Source organism: Pedobacter gandavensis (assembly GCF_032678465.1).
GTDB lineage: Bacteria > Bacteroidota > Bacteroidia > Sphingobacteriales > Sphingobacteriaceae > Pedobacter > Pedobacter gandavensis_B.
The window spans coordinates 397,222-418,576 of record NZ_JAVTSK010000005.1; the positions used below are offsets into that span (position 1 = coordinate 397,222).

Consider the following 21,355-nt stretch of genomic DNA (forward strand, 5'->3'; position numbering starts at 1 on the left):
AACTATTTGAAATAGCAGATATAGATGATTTTAACAATATGATACGCAGAAAGTGCAAAAAACAACAGGGCAATCCCTTTATTCACCACATAACTGCTCAAAGTGAACTTTTCCTGGATATATTGTGCGAAACGGGCGAAACCATATAAAGCAAGTGCAGCACCAATACCTGAACCTATGCTGAAGATGGTTAATGACAGGTAACCAATATCGATCCATTCTTTTGAAATCAGATATGTGCCCACAAATAACCAATATGGAATTTGCATAGGGTTGACTACCCCTAGCAACATTCCATATTTTATACTGTCTTTTTTTGAATAATCAGCCTTGGGCATTTCTTTCCTTGACCTCCAGGTAATTACACCCAATATCCCAAACATAAAGACCATGATGACATCAATAATATTGCCTATCTGAATCTCACTGGAAAGCCATTGCACAAACCTCATCACCCCAAAAGTGAAAAGTATCTCTATTGCTGAAAAGGCGCCAATGAAATAAAGTGCCTGTCTGATTCCCCGGGTAATCGTGATCTGAACGACTGTAAGGTTGATATTTCCCGGAGGAATATATCCAACCATATTCAAAATTACCCCTAAAAAGAATGTTAAAAATAGCATGCGCGAAGATACAATTATTTCATGTGTGCCAATAAATACTTCGCAGTATATGATGAGTTGGCAGTAACCATGTCCTCCGGAGTGCCTTCAAAAACCACATTTCCACCCTTATTCCCCCCTTCAGGACCGATGTCAATGATCCAATCCGCCGATTTAATCATGTCCATATTATGCTCGATGACAAGAATGGTATTTCCTTGCTCAATCAATGTATTTAAAGCAATCAACAGCTTCTTTATATCGTGAAAATGCAAACCAGTAGTTGGCTCATCGAAGATGAATAAAGTCTTATTCGCATTATTTCCTTTGATCAAAAATGAAGCAAGTTTGATGCGTTGTGCTTCTCCGCCTGACAATGTATTTGAAGATTGGCCAAGGTGAACATAACCTAGACCTACATCCAATAAGGGCTGTAGCTTCGTTAAAATTTTAGGCTCTCCTTTGAAAAACGCTACCGCTTCATCAATGGTCATATCAAGGATATCCGCTACATTTTTGTCCTGGTAAGTAATATCAAGTACTTGCTGCTTAAACCTTCTTCCAGCACAGGCTTCACAAGGAAGGTAGATATCGGCCATGAATTGCATTTCGATTTTCACTTCTCCCTCCCCCTGACAAACATCACAACGTCCGCCTTCTACGTTAAAAGAGAATGCAGCTGGTTTTAGTCCGGCCGCTTTTGATGCAGGTAATGCCGAAAACAATGCACGTACATCGTCCCAGGCTTTCACATAAGTTACTGGATTGGACCTGGAAGATCTTCCGATAGGATTTTGATCTACCATTTCTACCTGGCTCACCAATTCATAATCACCATAAATACCGTCGTAGGCACCAGTTTGTTCACCGGCATAATTGCCAATCGCCTTTTGTAATGCCGGATAAAGAATTTTTTTGATTAAACTGGTTTTTCCACTACCGGAAACACCACTTACTACTGTAAAAACCCCTAAAGGGAATTTAACATCAATATTTTTAAGGTTGTTTTCCCTGGCACCTTTGATCAGGATATGATCCTTCCATGTCCTCCTTCTGCTAGGAATAGAGATCTTTTCTGCCCCCGACAGGTAACGTCCGGTAAGGCTGTTTTTATCTTTTACAATTTCTTTATAGGTACCACTGAACACCAGATTACCACCATGGGTACCTGCTTCCGGACCTATATCTATAATATGGTCGGCAGCTTTCATCATTTCTTCTTCATGCTCAACTACCAAAACGGTATTCCCAACATTTCGCAAGGAAATGAGCACCTCAATTAGTTTATTGGTATCTCTTGGGTGTAAACCAATACTAGGCTCATCCAAAACATAAATAGAGCCTACCAAACTACTTCCTAAAGAGGTGGCCAGGTTAATTCTTTGAGATTCACCACCAGACAAAGTGTTAGATAACCTATTTAAAGTCAGATAACCAAGGCCTACATTGTTTAAAAACAGAACACGGCTCACAATCTCGGCAAGTAATCTTTTTGCAATCTTCGCATCGTTCGAAGACAATTCCAGGTTATTGAAAAAATCCAAAATCGTTTCTAAAGGCATCAATACCACATCAATAATAGATTTACCATTGATTTTCACATAAGATGCATCCTTTCGTAGGCGAGAACCTTTACAGTCCGGGCAGACCGTCTTTCCACGATATCTGGACAACATGACCCGATATTGAATTTTAAACGTCTGCTCTTCTAACTCTTTAAAAAAGTCATCTAATCCCCCGAAATACTTATTTCCTGTCCATATTAATTTTTGTTGTTCTTCTGTCAGCTCATTAAAAGGACGATGAATAGGGAAATCAAATTTATCTGCATTCTTGATCAGTTTATTCAACCATTCACGCATTTTTTCTCCACGCCAGGGCGCGATTGCATTGTCATATAAGCTTTTACTCTTATCTGGAATCACGAGGTCTTCATCTATTCCAATCACATTTCCATACCCTTCACACCTTTTACAAGCACCATAAGGATTGTTAAAGCTGAAAAAATTAGGAGTAGGCTCGTCGAAACGAATACCATCCAGTTCAAACCGGTCACAGAAATGATTTGATTTACCATCATGCTCTACATACAAATCTCCTTTTCCTTCAAAAAACGCGGTTTGTACGGAATCCGCAATACGACTCAATGTTTCTTCCTCCGTATTGACCACAATTCTGTCAATCAGGATCCTTACTGTTTCCGAATCAGCTAGTTCAAAGTCTTCAAATGAAGCATCTTCAAGAACAGCCTCAATTTTCAAAATCTCTCCTTTATAGAGAATCCTTAGAAAACCCTTTTGAAGTAATACTGCCAGCTCTTCTTTAATTGATCTGTTATTATGTGGGAATAAAGGACAGAAAATTGTAACCACACTTTCTGGAACTAAGCCTGCAATAAAGTCTACCACAGTGCTTACAGTATCCTTCTTAACAATTTCTCCGGATACTGGTGAATAAGTTTTCCCTATCCTTGAAAACAACAATTTGAGATAATCATAAATTTCCGTTGAAGTGCCCACTGTAGATCTTGGATTTGAAGTGATCACCTTTTGCTCAATCGCAATTGCCGGAGCTATTCCTTTAATATAATCAACATCAGGCTTATTCATCCTGCCCATAAATTGACGGGCATAAGAAGAAAGGCTCTCTACATAGCGCCTTTGGCCTTCAGCATATAAGGTATCAAAGGCCAGGGAAGATTTTCCTGAACCAGACATTCCTGTGATGACTACCAATTTATTTTTAGGGATAGCAACGTCTATATTTTTAAGATTATGGACTCTGGCACCCTTTATGATTATATGTTGATGTGGATCTTTATCGATTTCGTTATTCATTGACTTCTGGATAGAATACTGCTAAGTTAACCCAAAAAAAGCAATATTGCCATTTTTGAGATGATGCAAAAATAAGGTGCTCAATCCGTTTTTATTTTTTTTTAACAGTTTTTCTATTGGATTCTAATAAAAAATTGGTTCTTTTGGGGAACTAACGAACAAACTAAACCACTAACTAACAGGAGAAAGATATCGATTAAAACATCTACTAAGTATTTTATAGCAATTAGCAGGGAACTTATTAGTACGAATACTCCTATGAATTTAGAATTATTTAGTGATCAGGACTTGGTGAAGTCATACCTTACCGGTGAGGAATCGGTTTTAGAAGAACTTCTCAAAAGACACAAGTCAAAAATATACACTTCCATTTATCTTTTAGTTAAGGATCAATACCTCGCTGAAGATATTTTCCAAGATGCCTTTATTAAGGTGATCAATACACTCAGATCAGGTCGATACAACGAAGAAGGTAAATTTTTACCTTGGGTAATGCGAATTGCGCATAATCTGGTTATCGATTATTTTAGACGTGAAAAACGTGCACCAGTGATTACCAGTGCCGATGGTACAGACATTTTCAACTTACTTCAGATTCAAGAGGAAAGTGCAGAAGAAAAAATGCTGAGAGATCAAACTCATTTTGACCTTCGTGCGATGATCCATTTATTGCCAGATGACCAAAAAGAAGTGCTCATTATGCGCCACTATGCCGACTTGAGCTTTAAGGAAATTGCAGACCTGACTGATGTTAGTATCAACACTGCCTTAGGAAGGATGCGCTATGCCCTTAGCAATCTCAGAAAAATGATGAAAGTGAAAGAGATTTCTTAATCATTTCAAACAGCTGAGGTAAAAATTTAAAAATAGCCAGAAATTATAGCGAATTCTATGTCATTTGATTGGGTCTCAACTTAAATAAATGATGTAGAATTCGCCCTTTAAATAAGCAATACTGCAATTCTTGAATCAAGCGCTAATTGGCCATAAAAAATGCAACAAACTAGTTACACAAAATGTAGTTTAGGTTAAAATAAATGTATAACAATAACGTTTCTATTAGTAAACAAACATTTATTATTGCTTATGATGGAAACCTTTACTTCTTTTAACAAGTTAAATTGCTCAATGCAAAATCAGGAAAAACCTGATGCAAATGCAGTTATAGAACTCGACATGATGTTCTTTGACCACATTAGGCCCCAACTGGACGGTTTAAGAAAAAATCCTACCGATGAAACAATCGCGAAAATTTTAGCCTATTCCAGAGCCAAGTAATTAAAAACCGTATTGAAGCTGCCAGTTGATCTGGCAGCTTTTTCATTTTAGCGTTTCCAGACACGCTTAGCTACTGAGGCAGAACAACTTTAACTTCAGATGACTCCCTAACAGTTTTAACGCTTTTACTTAGGCAAACGGTGTTTATAGTATTAGGACCTCATTCTACATCGGAAACTAAACCTTTACTAAAATAAAATTTGTCAAGCCTCTGTTTTTCCTAAGTATTTTTTAACCTTCCTAAGTTCTTCTCTTTATATTTGCCTATGCTCAAAAAAGACCGGTATAAACTTTTTGTTGAACACTTTGCTGCCAAACAACCAGATGCTGAAACGGAATTGCATTACAATAATCCATATCAATTATTAGTGGCTGTCATTCTCTCCGCTCAGTGTACAGATAAACGAATTAATCAAATCACCCCTGCACTTTTCCAGCGTTTTCCAAATGCAAAGGCGCTATCCGAAGTAACACCTGATATCGTTTTTGATTATATCAGATCTGTCAGCTACCCGAATAATAAAGCGAAACACCTGGTCGGGATGGCTCATATGTTATTAAATGATTTTAATAACATCGTCCCTTCTGATATTGATCAATTACAAAAAATGCCTGGTGTTGGGAGGAAAACTGCAAATGTAATCGCTTCTGTAATATACAACGCCCCTGCAATGGCTGTGGACACCCATGTATTTCGGGTTTCTAGAAGAATTGGCTTATCTACAGGAAAAACACCACTTGCAGTAGAAAAAGACCTGGTAAAAAATTTGCCTGAGCATACAATACATGTAGCTCATCACTGGTTGATCTTACATGGAAGATATGTTTGTCTTGCAAGATCACCGAAATGCAATATTTGTGAAATCACAGATATTTGCAAATACTTTCAACAAAATAGTAAAAAAACTAAAATAATTAGTGACAAATAGACTTGGCTAAATAAAAATATTTTTATTTCTTGTTTTAGATTAAAACATCGTTATCTTTGCTAAGATAATTAGCATGTAAGTAAAGTTATTTGTTCTTCCAACGGTAATATTTTATCTTACTCCCAGAATTTAACAATATGAGCGTAAACGCAGACAAATTAAAAGCATTACAACTTACTTTAGATAAGTTAGAGAAGTCTTATGGTAAGGGTACCGTAATGAAATTAGGCGACAATGCTGTAGAGCCTATTGAATCTATTTCTACAGGATCTATCAGTTTAGACATTGCTTTGGGCATTGGTGGAGTTCCTAAAGGAAGAGTAATAGAAATATACGGTCCTGAATCCTCTGGTAAAACAACTTTGGCAACGCATATTATTGCAGAAGCACAGAAAAAAGGTGGAATTGCGGCTTTTATCGATGCAGAACATGCATTTGATAAAACCTATGCAAAGAAACTAGGTGTTGACGTAGATAACCTGTTGATCTCTCAACCAGATAATGGTGAGCAAGCTTTGGAAATTGCGGATAATCTAATTAGATCAGGTGCAATTGATGTCATTGTTATCGACTCCGTTGCAGCATTAGTGCCAAAAGCAGAGATCGAAGGTGAGATGGGCGATTCAAAAATGGGTTTACAAGCTCGTTTAATGTCTCAGGCATTACGTAAATTAACCGGAACAATTGCTAAAACAGGATGTTGCTGCATCTTCATTAACCAATTACGTGAAAAGATTGGTGTAATGTTCGGTAATCCAGAAACAACTACGGGTGGTAATGCACTAAAATTCTACGCTTCAGTTCGTTTGGATATTCGTAGAAGTTCACAAATTAAAGATTCTGATGAAGTTTCTGGAAACAGAGTAAAAGTTAAAATTGTAAAAAACAAAGTTGCACCACCTTTCCGAATTGCTGAATTCGACATTATGTTCGGTGAAGGTATTTCAAAAGTAGGTGAAATCATCGACCTTGGTGTTGATTTTAATATCATCAAAAAAGCTGGTTCATGGTTCTCTTATGGTGAGACTAAACTTGGACAGGGAAGAGATGCAGTAAAACAATTATTGTTGGATAACCCAGAATTGTCTGAAGAAATTGAAGCAAAAATCAGAGCAGAAGTAACAGGTGATAAACTGGAAGAGCTTCCAGAACAAGTATAATATTAAGTATTTCAAAATAAACAAAGAAAGGGGCGATCAATCGATCGCCCCTTTCTTTGTTTATTATAAATTGAATTTATTAAACCAGATCTCCAGATCCTGATTACTGAAGCTTCATATATTTTGCATCAACATAGATAGCCACTATAATGGCCACAACAATCGCTGCTAGTAAAACAGCTAAGCCGAGATAGTTCTTCTGTTTATCTTGCTTTACCAACCAAATGATAAAAATGATGAAGGGAATCAGCATTAAGCCGAAAAAAATAAAACTTGTTGCACTCATAATTACCTGTTATTATATTAAAAATTCATCCTGGATAGTGGTGCTACATCCTGCCCAACAAAGTCTCCAATTAAATATTTTTGATAACCAGCAATAGCAATCATTGCCGCATTATCTGTACAATATTGAAAAGCTGGGATATAAACGTTCCAATCCAGCTCCAATGCTGTTTTTTCCAAAGTATCCCGCAAACCACTATTTGCAGAAACCCCTCCCGCAATTGCAATTTGTTTGATACCATATTGTTTTGCAGCCTTCTTTAATTTGTTCAACAAAATATGAACAATACTATATTGAACCGAAGCACAAATATCATCTAAATGTACAGATATAAAGTCTGGATTTTCCTTTTCTTGCTTTCGGATGAAATAAAGAATGGAGGTCTTTAAACCACTAAAACTGTAGTTCAGATCTTTAATTTGTGGTTCTCCAAATTTATATGCTAAAGGATTTCCAGATTTCGCATGCAGATCAATTAAAGGTCCTCCGGGATAAGGAAGGTTTAAAATCTTTGCTGTTTTATCAAATGCCTCGCCTGCTGCATCATCAAGGGTCTCTCCAACGATTTCCATGTCAAAATAGTCCTTTACCAATACTATTTGTGTATGTCCTCCTGAAACAGTCAAACATAAAAAAGGAAAAGAAGGCTTTGGATCATCAATAAAATGCGCCAAAATATGCGCGTGCATATGATTTACAGAAATTAAAGGTAAATCTAAAGCCAAAGCGAAGGATTTAGCAAATGAAACGCCTACCAGTAAAGAGCCTAATAAGCCCGGTCCACGTGTAAAAGCTATACCATTTAGCTCCTTTTTGTCTACATTAGCATCAGTTAATGCTTGCTGTATAACAGGGACGATATTTTGCTGATGTACCCTTGACGCAAGTTCTGGGATTACACCACCATAATTTTCATGAATTGTTTGGTTTGCAATAACATTGGCAGTAATTTTGCCGTTGTTACAAATAGCAACCGAAGTTTCATCACAAGAAGATTCTATAGCGAGGATTATTGGCACAATGATTATTATTAAGCTACAAAACTATTAAAAAACTATTAAAAATACTTCTTTGGTTTGTTGCATCAGTGTTATTACTAGTTGCGATTCTATTATTCGCGCTTCAATACAAGCCAGTGCAGACTTTTGTCGCAAAAAAAGCTGCCGATTATTTATCAAAAGAGCTTAACACAACGGTATCCTTAACGGGCTTGTACATAAAACCATTTAAATCCCTTGTTCTAGAAAATCTACTCGTCCTCGACCAACAAAAGGATACTTTATTAAATACACCAAAATTTTTTGTAGACCTAAATCAACTTTCTATAAAAAGAAGAATTTTAGACGTCAATACAGTACAGCTAAATAATGGGGCCTTCTTCCTTAAAACCTATAAAAATGGATCAACTAACTTAGATTTCATAATCGATTATTTTGATTCAGGCCCTCCCACTACTAAAAAGAAACAACCTTATAAAATAACCTTTGAAAGAGTTATCCTAAATAACTTTAGTTTTAAGTATAAAAACTATAAGTATGACACCGTAATGAAAAGTGTCAATTTTGAAGATGTACACCTCAGTAACCTCAATGGTATCTTAGAGAAATTAAATACTACTGACCATATCCTACAAGCTGAAATTAAAAATCTAACCTTCAAGGAAAAAAGTGGCTTTTACTTAAAAAACTTAAGCACATTCGCGACAGTAGATAGCAATAAAATAGAGCTCCAACGTTTATTATTAGAGACCAATCATTCCAGACTAAAAGATTATTTCAAGATGAGCTTTAATCGCTATAGGGACTTTAGAGATTATGTCAATAAAGTAAGAATGAAGGCCAATTTCAAAGATAGTCATATTGCTTCTCGTGATGTTTCTTTTTTCACCTCAGAATTAGACCAAATGAGCTTGGAATTAGATGTAGATGGTCAAATTACCGGACTAGTCAATAACCTCCGCGCTAAGAAACTATCCATAAAAGCAGGTAAAGCTACTCATATTAAAGGCGATTTTAATCTTAAAGGCCTTCCAATTCTAAAGGAAACCTTTATGGATTTCAAAATTGAGATGGCGGGAACTAACAAAAAGGATTTGGATGAATTGCTCACTAGTGTAACGGGAAAGAGAACTAAAAGAATTCCTGAGATCATCTCAAAATTTGGAAATGTGAACTTCAATGGTTCTTTTACTGGTTTCCAAAATGATTTTATCGCTTATGGCGAGTTTAAAACGAAAATTGGAAGAGTGGTCTCTGATGTTAATATGAAAATTGACAAACAGGGAATACCATCCTACTCTGGAAACGTCAAAACTTATGATTTTAACTTGGGTAATCTACTCAATGAAAAAAGCCTTGGTCAGATTACAGCAGCATTAAATGTTAAAGGTAGAGGCACAGAAATCAAAAATCTTACAGAAAGATTAGATGGGGACATTGAATATATTGATTTTAATAATTATAGATATAGAAACGTTAAAATTGATGGAACTTTTGAAAAGAAATATTTTGATGGTAGTTTAAAAGTAAATGACAAAAACCTTAACATGGTTTTCGATGGTGGGGTAAACTTAAATGGACAACTACCAGAATTTAATTTTAAAGCCAATATAAAAAAAGCAAGGCTTAGAGCATTGAAATTATATAAAGATTCCCTACAAATTGATGCAGTGTTTAGTACCAACTTCACAGGGAATAATTTAGATAACATTCAAGGAAACCTGCTCATACAGCATGTTGAACTCAATAACGTTAAAGGCATTTATCATATTGACTCCATACAACTTGGTGCAGGTGGAATAGGAAAAGACAGACACTTAACGATTAATTCTGACATCTTAGATGCAAGTATTAAAGGGCAATACGACTTAAATACACTTCCATCCTACTTCAAGGCGCTTGCAAAAACTTATATACCATCACTAAAAGCCGATATTATTAATTACAGAGATCAAATTTTTAAATTCGACCTCAGAATTAAGAAATTTGAACCGGTAGCACAATTGCTAGTCCCAGGACTACAGATCGAAGATCAAGCGGTTTTTGTCGGGAATTTTGACTCAAAAAAAAATGTTGCAACTATAAATGGATTTGTCCAAAAATTAAAGTATAATGGTATTGTCGTCAACAATATCATTGTAGATGAAAACACCTCTACAAATCAATTACAGGCCATTGTTACCTCTGATCGTGTTGACCTAAATGATAGCCTCTACATCAAAAATGTGAATATCTCAAATATTCTAAGAAATGATAGTTTAAGTCTGAATGTTAAGCTTTCAAATGCTGATGATGCCAATTCACTTGATTTAAATGGCTTGATTGAGTTTGCTACAGATACAGTTGGTCGCATTACTATTTTGCCATCCATTTTAAAAATTAACAATGAAGATTGGAAAATTCAAGAAAAGGTAAGAATTAGCTTCCATGAAGGGAAAACACAAATTAATAATTTTGATCTGAGCAATGGCCCTCAGATATTAAAAATAGACGGAATTCTTTCCAATGAGCCTGAAGATCTGTTATTAGTTGGGTTTGAAAAATTCGACCTTAAAACTCTAAACCCATTTGTAAAAACACTGGGGCTAGAACTATCCGGTAAATTGAATGGAGAAACAAAAATTCATCATATTCTAAAATCTCCAAAAATTTCTGATAACATCACGATTGATTCGCTGAGTTTTAATGATACTTATATTGGAAGTCTAACTGATACTTCATCTTTTCGTCAATCAGAGAATATAGTTAATGTATATACCAGCATTATGACTCGAGATAAGGAGACATTAAAAGCAAGGGGAAGTCTTGATCTGGAGAAAAAAGAATTAGATCTTCACATTAAACTAGATGAAACTGAAATGGCTGTGCTCGAGCCTTTCGTGAAAAAATTGGTTTCGAAATTAAAGGGTAATATTTCTGCCGATTTAGCGGTAAAAGGATCTTTTGATAAACCCGACATTAACGGAGAAATATCCTTTAATAAAGGAAAAATGACTATTAATTATCTACAAACAGCATATACTCTAAATGATCAGGTAACTATCGATAATAGTATTATTAAAGTTCATAATTTAAAGTTGTTAGATGTTGATAATAATGAGGCCATCGCCAATGGTACAGTAGATTTAAATAATCTAGATAATCCTACAATAGATGCTGTAATAAAGGCCAGGAACTTCATGGCATTAAACACAACGGAAAAAGATAACCCTATTTACTATGGACAAGCATATGGTACCGGAACTTTTATTTTTAAAGGCCCAACCAATCGTATGTACATTGATATCGATGCAAAAACTGAAAAAGGTACTGTGTTTAACTTACCATTAAACAGCTCCGAAACTGTTTCTAGTAAAGATTTCATCACCTTTGTGAGTAAAGACACCATTAATACAGTAAAAAAACAAAATAGTTTTGATGGACTCACGATGAACTTAAAACTAGATGTTGACCCTAATAGTGTCGCAAATATATTCACAAGTTTAGGTAATTTAAGTGGGCGGGGAAATGCCACCGATCTTACCCTAAAGATCAATAGTCAGGGAGATTTTGACATGTCTGGTGATTATATAATTGAAAATGGTAGTTTTGATTTTACAGCTCAAGAGGTCATTAATAAGAAATTCAATATTCGTCAAGGAGGAACCATTCGCTGGACTGGGAATCCAGCAATGGCACAAATACAACTAAAGGCTATTTATTCGCTAAGAACAAGTCTAAGAGACCTATATACAGCTGCTAATAGGGACGGCAATAATAAAGACGAAAGAGTATTAACCGAGGTCGAAATGGGTTTATCAGGTTTACTATTAAAACCAGATATCAAGTTAGATATATTCTTTCCCTCAAATCCAGCTATTAAAGAAGAAATGCAAGCCTATTTCAATGATTCAAACAATCTTAATCTTCAAGCTTTAAGTTTGATCATTAGAAGAAGTTTTGCTCCAGGAACTGGGAATGAAGATTTAGGAAAACAACTCACAAGTGGAGTTACAAGTACTGCCACGGAATTACTATTTAATCAACTAAATAATGTGCTTTCATCCTTAAACCTAGATTTTGTTGATTTTAATGTCCGGTCATTAACAGAAGCAAATGCTTCTTTCAGACTATTCAATGACAGGGTAATCCTCAATGCGGGTATAGTGAATAGAGGTAGTACAAATGATTTATCCTTAGATGGTTTTTCTAGAAACAATGTAGGTGGTGAGGTAGAAATTCTTGGGTTAATAAAAAAAGACGGAACCTTGATTGGTAAATTATCGAATAAACCTCCAACTCAACAAACAATATTTACAACATCAGGTATCAACCAAAATAATAATGTCACTGCATTGGGATTGGTTTACACCCAGCAATTTGATAGTTTTAGAGAATTTTTGAGAAAAATTACAGGACAATACAAAAGAGATCAAAAGAAAAAAGCCCAGCATGGGGAGACCCCAAAAACCAGGCAATTAATTAATAAAGAGGCCATTCTTACCGAACAGCAGAAAAATAATCAAAAAAAATAGATTGTTAACCTTTCATAATCTGATGTCCCATCTTATCACGCTTAGTTTTAAGATATTGCTCATTATGTATATTACTTTCAATTTCAATAGAAATATTCTCTAATACTTCCAGTCCATATCCTGTTAGGCCTGCACGTTTCGTAGGATTATTTGACATCAGTTTCATTTTTGAAATACCCTGAGCTCTTAAAATCTGAGCACCAACACCATAATCTCTTTCGTCCCCTTTAAAACCTAATTTTATATTTGCCTCCACTGTATCAAAACCTGCATCCTGAAGGTTATATGATCTTAATTTGTTCACCAGACCTATGCCTCTTCCTTCCTGATTCATGTACACAATAAGACCCTTTCCTTCTTTCTCAATCATTTCCATTGCCTTGTGTAATTGTGGTCCACAATCACAACGACAAGAACCAAAAATATCTCCAGTAACACATGAACTGTGTACTCTTACCATAACCGGTTCATCAACAGTCCACTCTCCTTTGCTAATAGCCAAATGGGTAGCTCCTGTATCTAATTGTGTATAAGCAGTCATTTTGAAATCACCCCACTGAGTAGGGAGATTAACCGTCACCTCTTCTTGAATTAGGCTTTCCTTGCTTAATCTATAAGCAATAAGATCCTTGATTGAAATAATTTTTAGATTATGTTGTGCAGCAATCTTTATGAGATCGGGTAGCCTCGCCATCTCGCCATCTTCTTTCATGATTTCGACAAGAACACCCGCAGGCTCCATATTAGCTAATCTTGCCAAATCAACTGATGCTTCAGTATGACCGGATCTTCTCAATACTCCCCCATCTTTAGATCTTAATGGAAAAATATGCCCTGGCTTACCTAATTCTTCAGGCTTTATATTTGGATTAATCAATGCTTGGATAGTCTTTGATCTGTCAGATGCAGAGATGCCTGTGGTGCATCCATATCCAATTAAATCAACAGAAACCGTAAAATTCGTCTCATATGCAGCTGTATTTTTACCTACCATTAACTCTAATCCAAGCTCATCGCATCTCTGTTCAGTTAATGCAGCACAAATTAACCCTCTTCCATGAGTTGCCATAAAATTAATTACCTCAGGTGTTGCATTTGCAGCAGCAGTTAAGAAGTCTCCCTCATTTTCCCTATCCTCGTCATCAACAACAATAACTACTTTACCAGCCTGTATTTCAGCAATAGCTTCTTCTATTGCATTTAGTTTGATTTCCATTTTTTGAAATATATCTATACACAAACACTAAGAGTAGCTGCTTGTTTAACTATTAAGATTAAGTACAAAGTTACAATCTTCCTATTCAATATCCTGCGCTTTAATATCATAAATAAGTAATGAATATTTAGCCATTTACCCTTTACTAAAATTCCTTTAAATATCTTTTTTAAAACGTTGTTTTATCTTTTTGAAAAGATTCACTACCAACTGTTTTATTGCATTAATATCAAACAAAGCCGAATCAACAGTGGCTTTATAAGTAAGAAAAGCACCAACAGGGGATAAAATAATAATGGCTAACCAAGGTCCAAAGAATGGAGCTAATGACCCTGTAATTGCAGATTTTTCAGCTACCGTAGCAATAATATGGTAAATTAAAAAAAAGACAATTGCCATAACAACTGGTAAACCCAATCCACCTTTCCTGATTATTGCCCCTAACGGAGCTCCCAAAAAGAAAAGTAGAAGACATGATGCTGCCAAAGTGAATTTCTTTTGATACTCAATTTCAACCTTTATAAGATTTCGAATCCTATCTGCATGATCAGATAATCTTCCAGAAACTGTTTGTTTAACCGTGTTCGCCTGATCCAAAGCGGATTGAATAGATCTAAGTTTATCTGTTGAGGGTAAGACATTTAATACAGGTCCCTTGATTTTCTTTTCAAGAGTATTAACCTTACTATACCCTTTCACGTAGTTATTTTGTTTAAAATAGCTAGAAAGGGTCAAATTGGAAAATTTATTGAGGCTATCTAATTCTTTTGATAAAGAATCTTGTTTTTTGTTCAATCCTTTCAAATTGAGCATCTGGGTATTATTTCTGAACCCTTGCTCATCTGTACGGTTCATTTTAAAGCTCGATATATCAAATTTTTGATCCGTTTCTTTAAATCGCATTCGTGTGAATTGCTGTCGTGGATTATATGAAGTGTTCTCTCCACTAGATTCTTCATATCTTACGCCATTCTTGAGCTTTAAAAGAAGGTTCTTATCATCGCTAGCCATCTTCCCCTCTTTTGCAATTATGATCTTCGCTATACCATTATTACTAGTATGATCATAAATCATTACTCCCTCCAAAGAAACACCATCTTCCCCCTTCTTATCAACTCTAATTGAATATCCAGGAATGCTATTATTAAACACACCTTCTTTAATTAAAAAAGATAGTTTCTTATTGCGTATGTCCCAGAGAAGAGAGCCAAATTTTAAATTGGCTTTTGGCAACATGACATCTGAGAACAAAAAAGACCCAATAGCAATAAACACAATCAATACCAACAATGGCATCATTGCCTTCTGAAGTGATACACCAGCAGATTTTATAGCTACTAACTCATAATTCTCTCCCAATGTTCCAAAGGTCATAATAGATGATAGAAGAATGGAAAGTGGAAGTGCCATAGAGACATTGGCTGCTGAAGCATAGTACATCAATTCCAAAATCACATACCATTCAAAGCCTTTTCCAATTAAATCATCGACGTACTTGAATAAAAAGAACATCAATAGTATAAACATCACAATAAAAAATGTGACAAAGAAAGGCCTAATAAATGCTTTGAGCAGAAGTAAATGAATCTTTTTCAATATGCAAAGGTAAGCAAAGCAACTGAAAAAGTTACGCTCCTAACACACTATGTAAATAGGTAATCTGATTATCCCAAATTAGCGTGCGCTCTGCTAAAGTATCTTCAGTTGCAAAATCAGTTATAGAAAGGGCTACATCATTTGTTAATTCATCCTGAACAATTTCCATTTCAAAATAACAATGTGGTTCGTCATCAATCCATTTAAACTTCACTAACTTATTTTCTTTTATACTCAAAAGCTTCGCTTTTTGTATTTCATCATCCCATGTAAATGTATAAACCTGATCACGGAAAATTACATCATCTGCAAACCACTGAGATAAACCATTTGGCTCACTAATGAAACTAAACAAAATACGTGGCGAAGATCTCAATTCATATTCTAACGTAAACTTTTTCTTTTCTGACATTGACAGATCCTTACATTCTAAACTAATGGACAATTTTTATTTATTTCTAAAGAAAAGTAATATAATCTATATTTGCAACTCTTTAGAAAAGAAGATGTACAGTTGGCTAGCCCAAATAATTAGCCCATAACTTGCTCAGTGATTGGCAGGACGAAATTCATACCATCTAATTAAACCTTTCAGAATTTTTCAAATATAATTAGTGAATAACCGTAACATATCAACATCATCTTTAGTAGTATCAATGCGGACCAATTATTATGTTCATGTATCTTTTTAAATCGCTTTTTTAAAAATCATTTAAAATTCACACTCACTAAGATTTTGAATAACTGGGCTAATATAATAAGGTGAAACCCAAAGTTCCAAGAGTGACTAGCCTGTTTTATACAGAATCAGCTATAAATAACTGATTCATTTTCAACACAAAACCTTTATTAATGCATTTATTTGATGTTTTTTTTCATTATTTCAAACCATTATTCTATATTTGCAGCTCTTTAGAAAGAAGACGCCCGGCGGGGTAGCTCAGATGGTTAGAGCGCAGGATTCATAACCCTGAGGTCGGCAGTTCGATTCTGCTCCCCGCTACTGAAAGAAAGCTCACTGAAAAGTGGGCTTTTTTACGTTTTAAGCAGTTTTATCGGATCAAGCGGAATTCGGAACAATCCCAAATGTTATGGAGGAGCAGTTAAAAATATAGCTTGCATTTTATAACGCTTACTATTTATGCCATCACCTCCGGGCTCCTTACTAAAATTATTTCTACCAGAATTTATACTTGAGAATTTTGAATATAAAGGAGCTCTTGAGGATATCGACACCTTCCACATCGATCTTGAAGAAATGAATACGCCTCCTTTAGAATGGGATGGAATTAAAGTTTTGTCTAAAGGCTTTTTTCCTGAGATTGTAATTCAAGATTTTCCAATTTGCAGTCACAAACTGTTTTATCACATCAAAACACGTAGAAGACTAAAGACTGAGAGTTCAAAGGTAATTTACCTGAATTGAACTTTGCTGGAGAAGGAGGCGCATAAAAAGAAATTTGGCGTTTTTTTATCTATCGATACAGCGCCAAATTGCATTGACTCCATCAGCTCATTCTATGATGTAAAGGCTAAAAACCTGCTCCGACAATACCGAGATCATCTGAGTGATCTAAAGGCTGGGAACAAAAACCACATGCAAAGAGATGGCTCTTTTACCTAGAGAATCTCAATGAACAGCTTTGCATAGATGAAGCTAGCCTTCTCCATGCGGAACTCTACACCATCGTTACCAATAAAGCAGCAAAGAGTAATAAAGGGGCTATTCTTTCCATTGTAGCAGGTACCAAAGCAGAAAGGGTAATTTCAGTGCTACAAAAGATTCAAGAAAGAGTGAGAAAAAAGTCGATTGAAATTACCTTGGAGATGGCTGGTAACATGGAGTTAATTAGTAAAGGTTGTTTTCCGCAGGGTGCCTGACAGGTTTCACGTACAAAAACAAGCTAAAGGAAATGCAAATTAAACATAGGTTGAAAGCAATTGATGCAGAAAATGAGGCCATAGAACTATCTAAAAAAACTTGTAATACAATTAGTACTCCACATATCGTTTTACTTTATTCAAAACCTTGTATCACCACGCTTTCAATCATATGATTTTCAGTACTCATAATTAATGGACTACTAATTGATCGTTTGTAAAATCAACCTCTACCTACTTTAAATACTGAATACATCTTCCCAACTAAAAACACCTTACTATGATTTCTTATGAACCTAAATATTTGTTGTCGCCTTAGGAGAAGATACTGATGTCTTTTTTAAAATGTCGCGCTCCATCTGGGTTTCACATAGTCCTTGCGCAACTGCGCTGAGATTAACCTTCCAGTTCTCAGAAAAGCTACTGCCTTGCTTACTCAAAAATTCTTTCCGCCAGCGGTACAACAACGCAGGACTGATAACTAGATCTTTGGCAACGGGCACTCAGAGCTGTACAGGTCTTACTTAGTTCAATACTCATTATCTTGAATTGGTACAGGAATGCTTTTCTCACTCATTACAAAATTTCTGTTAACTTATCAGACTCCCTTAACCTGGCGTCCAGTCAAATGTCGTACATTCATCTCTATTAAAAAACGCAAGGATTAAGGCTGTTCAAAGGTTGGTAGAAAAAACCGTTTGCTACGTTCTGCCCCCTTGCGTTTTTACATCTCAAAACTGAATAGTTCGGTAGGCAACAAGCCTGTGTATGCGACGATAGTTTATAAGATGTATTTATTGTTATTCAAATCTTGTATTATGAAATTTATTGGAATTGACATTGCAAAAGCCACATTTGTGGCTGCTTACCCTCAGTTATCTGGTTACCAAACAAGAAGCTATTCAAATGATTCAAAAGGGGTTAAAAAGTTCATTCAGTCCATCTCGAATGAACAACATCACTGCGTTTTAGAAGCGACAGGCAATTATAGTACATTACTACTTTACATGCTAGCGAATCACAAAATAAGTGTGAGTTTACTTAATCCTAAGCAGATCAAGCATTTCGCAAGAATGATGCTTACTGTTACAAAGACAGATCATGTTGATGCAAAATTAATAGCTTTATATGGTGAAAAAATGCAGCCTCCTTTATTTAAGATGCCAACTGGAACAATCATTGTTTTGAAGCAGAAAAAGGTGATATTGAGGCAATTGAAAAAACAATCTATATCCTTGAATAATTTGAAAGAATCATTTAATGTACTTCCAGAAGTGGATAAAGACAGTTTAAGGGTATTAAACAAAACTGCTAAGTTTATAGAAAAACAAATTCAGGATATTGAAACGGATATATCAAATTTAACCACAGAAGTCTTCGGTAAACAAATAAAAGCGTTAACATCAATCAAAGGAATAGGCATTACGTTGGCAACCTCATTAATCATTTCAACAGGTGCATTTGCACAATTTGAAAATTCGAAACAATTATCAAGATACATTGGAATATGCCCAACCTATCAAAAATCTGGCTCGTCAATAAATATAAAAGGAGCAATTAAAAGAAATGGAGATTCAGATTTACGAGCAATTCTTTATCTAGCATCCTGGTCAGCGATTAAGTATAATACTGCATGTAAAGAAACGTATGAGCGCTTAAAAGCAAATGGAAAACCATCAAAAGTTGCACTTATTGCAGTTGCAAACAAACTGATTCGCCAAGCTTTTGCAATCTGTAAGGCTGAGACAGTATATATAGACGGGTATAGTTCTAAATTTTGTTAAAAATAAAATTAAAGATTGCTTTTTAACATAGTTCGTAGCAACTCCATAAGTTAATTATTCAATTAAAATAATTCTTAAACCAAAATCAATAAGATCTTACTATAACTAGCCCCCAAGAGGCGATTCTCATTATCTTACATAGGTTTCAGCTAATTTTAAAGCCTCATATGCATTTACAATTCCCCCACTAACACAAAGATCAGTGAAAGGAACCCTTGAACTCTGTCCAGCCATATTAATCAATTTCACTTTCTGAACTACTTTAGAAACGGATTTCAAAATAATCTCACGAACACTTTCAGCTGTTAATTCAGGATGATAGCTTAAAATAAGAGCCGCTAATCCAGTAACTACTGGAGCTGCCATACTTGTCCCGTCTAACTCTTTATAGAGTGATCCAGGAATCGTAGAATTAATCATAAATCCGGGTGCAAAAACATCAACAGTATACTTACCATAATTAGAAAATGACGCTTTTAAAGAACCATCATTATTATAAGCGCTAGCACCTACTTCAATCCAATTCTTTGCATGAGGTAAATTAAACTTGTTTGAGTCTATTACATTTTTAGCATTATTTCTGAGGCTGGCCGTTCCTTGAGTACGACTAAACGGAGAAGAATTAAAAGAAACTGTTTTAGGTTTCAGTTTTTCAACTTTATCCATATACTCCGCCAATTCAGGACTATCAAAATATTTATTAGGATAGTTTTCCTCATAATCAAGGTTCAGATTCTCATTCCCTGCTGCATGCACTAATAATACCCCTTTTAGTTCAGCATATTTTACTGCTTCATCAATAACTTTTTTATCCCACTTATACCCTTTTCCAAAGCTCATATTTATCACTCGCGCTCCATTATTAACAGCATACTTAATTGCATTTGCTACATCTTTGTCTCGTTCATCACCATCCGGAACTACTCTAATTCCCATGACCTTAATATGATCAGCAACACCTTTAATTCCTAAAGAATTATTACGATTTGCGCCAATAATTCCTGCAACATGAGAACCATGTATTGCATTTGGTCCTTTTATATCATTATTCCCATAATAAGTTTCATATGAATTAGAATAATTATCACCTACCAATTCAGCACGTTGATCATATTTTGGATTTAAGTTATACCTTAACATGATATCATACTGTTTATATGCGTCTTTAATTTCGTGATAAAAATTAGCCATGTTTCCACTCTCTTTAGCCCCAGATTTAATAATCTTCTTAATCTGTCCGTCCATGTCAGTCGAGGGTTTAAAACTTTCTATATCTTCCAAAGTTGGAATTGGCTTATTGTAGAATAAAGCTGCAGAATCTAAAATTTGAGTAATTGCCAATAGAGTTCTAAACTTTTGGTCAGCTTCATCATATTTTCTACCAAACTCAGCAGTAACTTTAGTGTATAGGTCAAATTCCTTTTTTTCATTGCTATCTAGTACAGTCGACTTTATTGTTGATTTATACTTTGCAGTATATTTCTTGTAAATCCTAACAAATTCTAAATTATCATAAACCAAATTCCCAGATTTAGATCCTATGAAATTCCAACCATGAATATCATCTACGTAACCATTTCCATCATCATCAATCCCATTACCAGCAATCTCCACTTTATTAACCCATAAAAGATCCTTAAGATCTTCATGACTAAAGTCTATTCCACCATCAATTACCGCTACAATTATCTCTTGCTTAATTTTATTATTCTTAAGGATTTCCTCATATGCACGTTCTGTACTTATACCAAAAAAACCATCTTTTACAAGATCTAAATTGAACCAATTTGCTGGCAACTTCACATTCCTATTTTGAGAAAAAACAGAAGTATACACAAACAAGAAGAATATAAAAAACAAACGATTAACTCTCATACTAAAATACTTATGTTAATTACAATAATACGTTTTTATTAGAACGATGAATTAGCTTAAATCACATTTTACGGTATTAAATTTACCTTAAAAAAATAATTTCATGAATGAGGCTTTATTGATCATTGGAACAGCATAAGAATTCAGAGAGTAATAAAAATTGTTCAATACATAGTACAAGTAGATGACATTTAAATACAAAATAATCTTTAACAATTGGAGTCACACCGAATGCCTGATAGAGATATCAAATAGATCATAGCCCCATAGATGAATCTCCTACTTAACTGTAATTACAGAAGAACTTGAGCGGATTAACGGCCTTGAATAGGCTATTAAAAAGTGATAACACAGATGCAAGCGTCCCTGGTTAGTTCACTGTTTAGGTATACAATGCAT

Annotated in this window: 14 protein-coding genes and 1 tRNA gene; 7 read left to right on the forward strand and 8 right to left on the reverse strand. The window is 35.0% G+C overall.

What is annotated here, in order from left to right; genetic code table 11:
- Positions 1–2: 2 nt before the first annotated feature.
- Together R2Q94_RS12060 and uvrA are read right to left on the reverse strand one after the other, a co-directional pair.
- A complete protein-coding gene (locus tag R2Q94_RS12060) occupies positions 3–623 on the reverse strand; it encodes a lysine transporter LysE (RefSeq protein WP_316821710.1) in 621 nt (206 codons plus the stop codon).
- 14 nt (positions 624–637) lie between these two features.
- A complete protein-coding gene (gene uvrA / locus R2Q94_RS12065) occupies positions 638–3,439 on the reverse strand; it encodes an excinuclease ABC subunit UvrA (RefSeq protein WP_316821711.1) in 2,802 nt (933 codons plus the stop codon).
- Between the two features lie 258 nt (positions 3,440–3,697).
- Here uvrA and R2Q94_RS12070 point away from each other — a divergent pair, with 258 nt between their 5' ends.
- The 4 genes from R2Q94_RS12070 (at position 3,698) to recA (ending at position 6,806) form a co-directional block, all read left to right on the forward strand.
- Positions 3,698–4,273: an RNA polymerase sigma factor gene (locus tag R2Q94_RS12070; RefSeq protein WP_316821712.1), complete on the forward strand. Its 576-nt coding sequence runs from the start codon at positions 3,698–3,700 to the stop codon at positions 4,271–4,273.
- Between the two features lie 294 nt (positions 4,274–4,567).
- Positions 4,568–4,717, forward strand: coding sequence for a hypothetical protein (locus R2Q94_RS12075; protein WP_316821713.1), 150 nt, complete (start codon positions 4,568–4,570; stop codon positions 4,715–4,717).
- Positions 4,718–4,983: 266 nt separating this feature from the next.
- Positions 4,984–5,646, forward strand: a complete 663-nt coding sequence (gene nth / locus R2Q94_RS12080) for an endonuclease III (RefSeq protein WP_316821714.1) — start codon at positions 4,984–4,986, stop codon at positions 5,644–5,646.
- Between the two features lie 137 nt (positions 5,647–5,783).
- The gene (gene recA, locus R2Q94_RS12085) at positions 5,784–6,806 is read left to right on the forward strand and encodes a recombinase RecA (protein ID WP_316821715.1); all 1,023 of its coding nucleotides are present in this window, start codon (positions 5,784–5,786) and stop codon (positions 6,804–6,806) included.
- A 103-nt stretch (positions 6,807–6,909) separates the two neighbouring features.
- Here recA and R2Q94_RS12090 read toward each other — a convergent pair whose 3' ends face one another.
- Positions 6,910–7,092 (reverse strand): hypothetical protein, encoded by a 183-nt coding sequence (locus R2Q94_RS12090; RefSeq protein ID WP_316821716.1) that lies wholly within the window; start codon positions 7,090–7,092, stop codon positions 6,910–6,912.
- 17 nt (positions 7,093–7,109) lie between these two features.
- Positions 7,110–8,111, reverse strand: coding sequence for a tRNA (adenosine(37)-N6)-threonylcarbamoyltransferase complex transferase subunit TsaD (gene tsaD / locus R2Q94_RS12095; protein WP_316821717.1), 1,002 nt, complete (start codon positions 8,109–8,111; stop codon positions 7,110–7,112).
- 116 nt (positions 8,112–8,227) lie between these two features.
- Between tsaD and R2Q94_RS12100 the strand changes: the two genes are divergently transcribed.
- Positions 8,228–12,604, forward strand: coding sequence for a translocation/assembly module TamB domain-containing protein (locus tag R2Q94_RS12100; protein WP_316821718.1), 4,377 nt, complete (start codon positions 8,228–8,230; stop codon positions 12,602–12,604).
- Between the two features lie 4 nt (positions 12,605–12,608).
- Here R2Q94_RS12100 and R2Q94_RS12105 read toward each other — a convergent pair whose 3' ends face one another.
- The 3 genes from R2Q94_RS12105 to R2Q94_RS12115 form a co-directional block, all read right to left on the reverse strand.
- Complete coding sequence (locus R2Q94_RS12105) at positions 12,609–13,820, reverse strand: bifunctional 3,4-dihydroxy-2-butanone-4-phosphate synthase/GTP cyclohydrolase II (RefSeq protein WP_316821719.1); 1,212 nt, start codon at positions 13,818–13,820, stop codon at positions 12,609–12,611.
- A gap of 156 nt (positions 13,821–13,976) precedes the next feature.
- Complete coding sequence (locus tag R2Q94_RS12110; protein WP_316821720.1) at positions 13,977–15,416, reverse strand: LptF/LptG family permease; 1,440 nt, start codon at positions 15,414–15,416, stop codon at positions 13,977–13,979.
- A gap of 31 nt (positions 15,417–15,447) precedes the next feature.
- Complete coding sequence (locus tag R2Q94_RS12115; protein WP_316821721.1) at positions 15,448–15,828, reverse strand: START-like domain-containing protein; 381 nt, start codon at positions 15,826–15,828, stop codon at positions 15,448–15,450.
- Between the two features lie 517 nt (positions 15,829–16,345).
- Between R2Q94_RS12115 and R2Q94_RS12120 the strand changes: the two genes are divergently transcribed.
- Positions 16,346–16,419 (forward strand) — tRNA-Met (locus R2Q94_RS12120).
- Between the two features lie 1,696 nt (positions 16,420–18,115).
- A complete protein-coding gene (locus R2Q94_RS12125) occupies positions 18,116–19,081 on the forward strand; it encodes an IS110 family transposase (protein WP_316821722.1) in 966 nt (321 codons plus the stop codon).
- Between the two features lie 129 nt (positions 19,082–19,210).
- Here the strand turns inward: R2Q94_RS12125 and R2Q94_RS12130 are convergent, their stop codons facing one another.
- A complete protein-coding gene (locus R2Q94_RS12130; protein WP_316821723.1) occupies positions 19,211–20,956 on the reverse strand; it encodes a S8 family serine peptidase in 1,746 nt (581 codons plus the stop codon).
- Between the last annotated feature and the right edge of the window lie 399 nt (positions 20,957–21,355).

Excerpts from the sequence above, each read along its gene's own strand:
- R2Q94_RS12060 (WP_316821710.1), bottom strand. The coding sequence starts at position 623 with ATGCTATTTTTAACATTCTTTTTAGGGGTAATTTTGAATATGGTTGGA.
- uvrA (WP_316821711.1), bottom strand. The coding sequence starts at position 3,439 with ATGAATAACGAAATCGATAAAGATCCACATCAACATATAATCATAAAG.
- R2Q94_RS12070 (WP_316821712.1), top strand. The coding sequence starts at position 3,698 with ATGAATTTAGAATTATTTAGTGATCAGGACTTGGTGAAGTCATACCTT.
- R2Q94_RS12075 (WP_316821713.1), top strand. The coding sequence starts at position 4,568 with ATGCAAAATCAGGAAAAACCTGATGCAAATGCAGTTATAGAACTCGAC.
- nth (WP_316821714.1), top strand. The coding sequence starts at position 4,984 with ATGCTCAAAAAAGACCGGTATAAACTTTTTGTTGAACACTTTGCTGCC.
- recA (WP_316821715.1), top strand. The coding sequence starts at position 5,784 with ATGAGCGTAAACGCAGACAAATTAAAAGCATTACAACTTACTTTAGAT.
- R2Q94_RS12090 (WP_316821716.1), bottom strand. The coding sequence starts at position 7,092 with ATGAGTGCAACAAGTTTTATTTTTTTCGGCTTAATGCTGATTCCCTTC.
- R2Q94_RS12105 (WP_316821719.1), bottom strand. The coding sequence starts at position 13,820 with ATGGAAATCAAACTAAATGCAATAGAAGAAGCTATTGCTGAAATACAG.
- R2Q94_RS12115 (WP_316821721.1), bottom strand. The coding sequence starts at position 15,828 with ATGTCAGAAAAGAAAAAGTTTACGTTAGAATATGAATTGAGATCTTCG.
- R2Q94_RS12125 (WP_316821722.1), top strand. The coding sequence starts at position 18,116 with ATGAAATTTATTGGAATTGACATTGCAAAAGCCACATTTGTGGCTGCT.
- R2Q94_RS12130 (WP_316821723.1), bottom strand. The coding sequence starts at position 20,956 with ATGAGAGTTAATCGTTTGTTTTTTATATTCTTCTTGTTTGTGTATACT.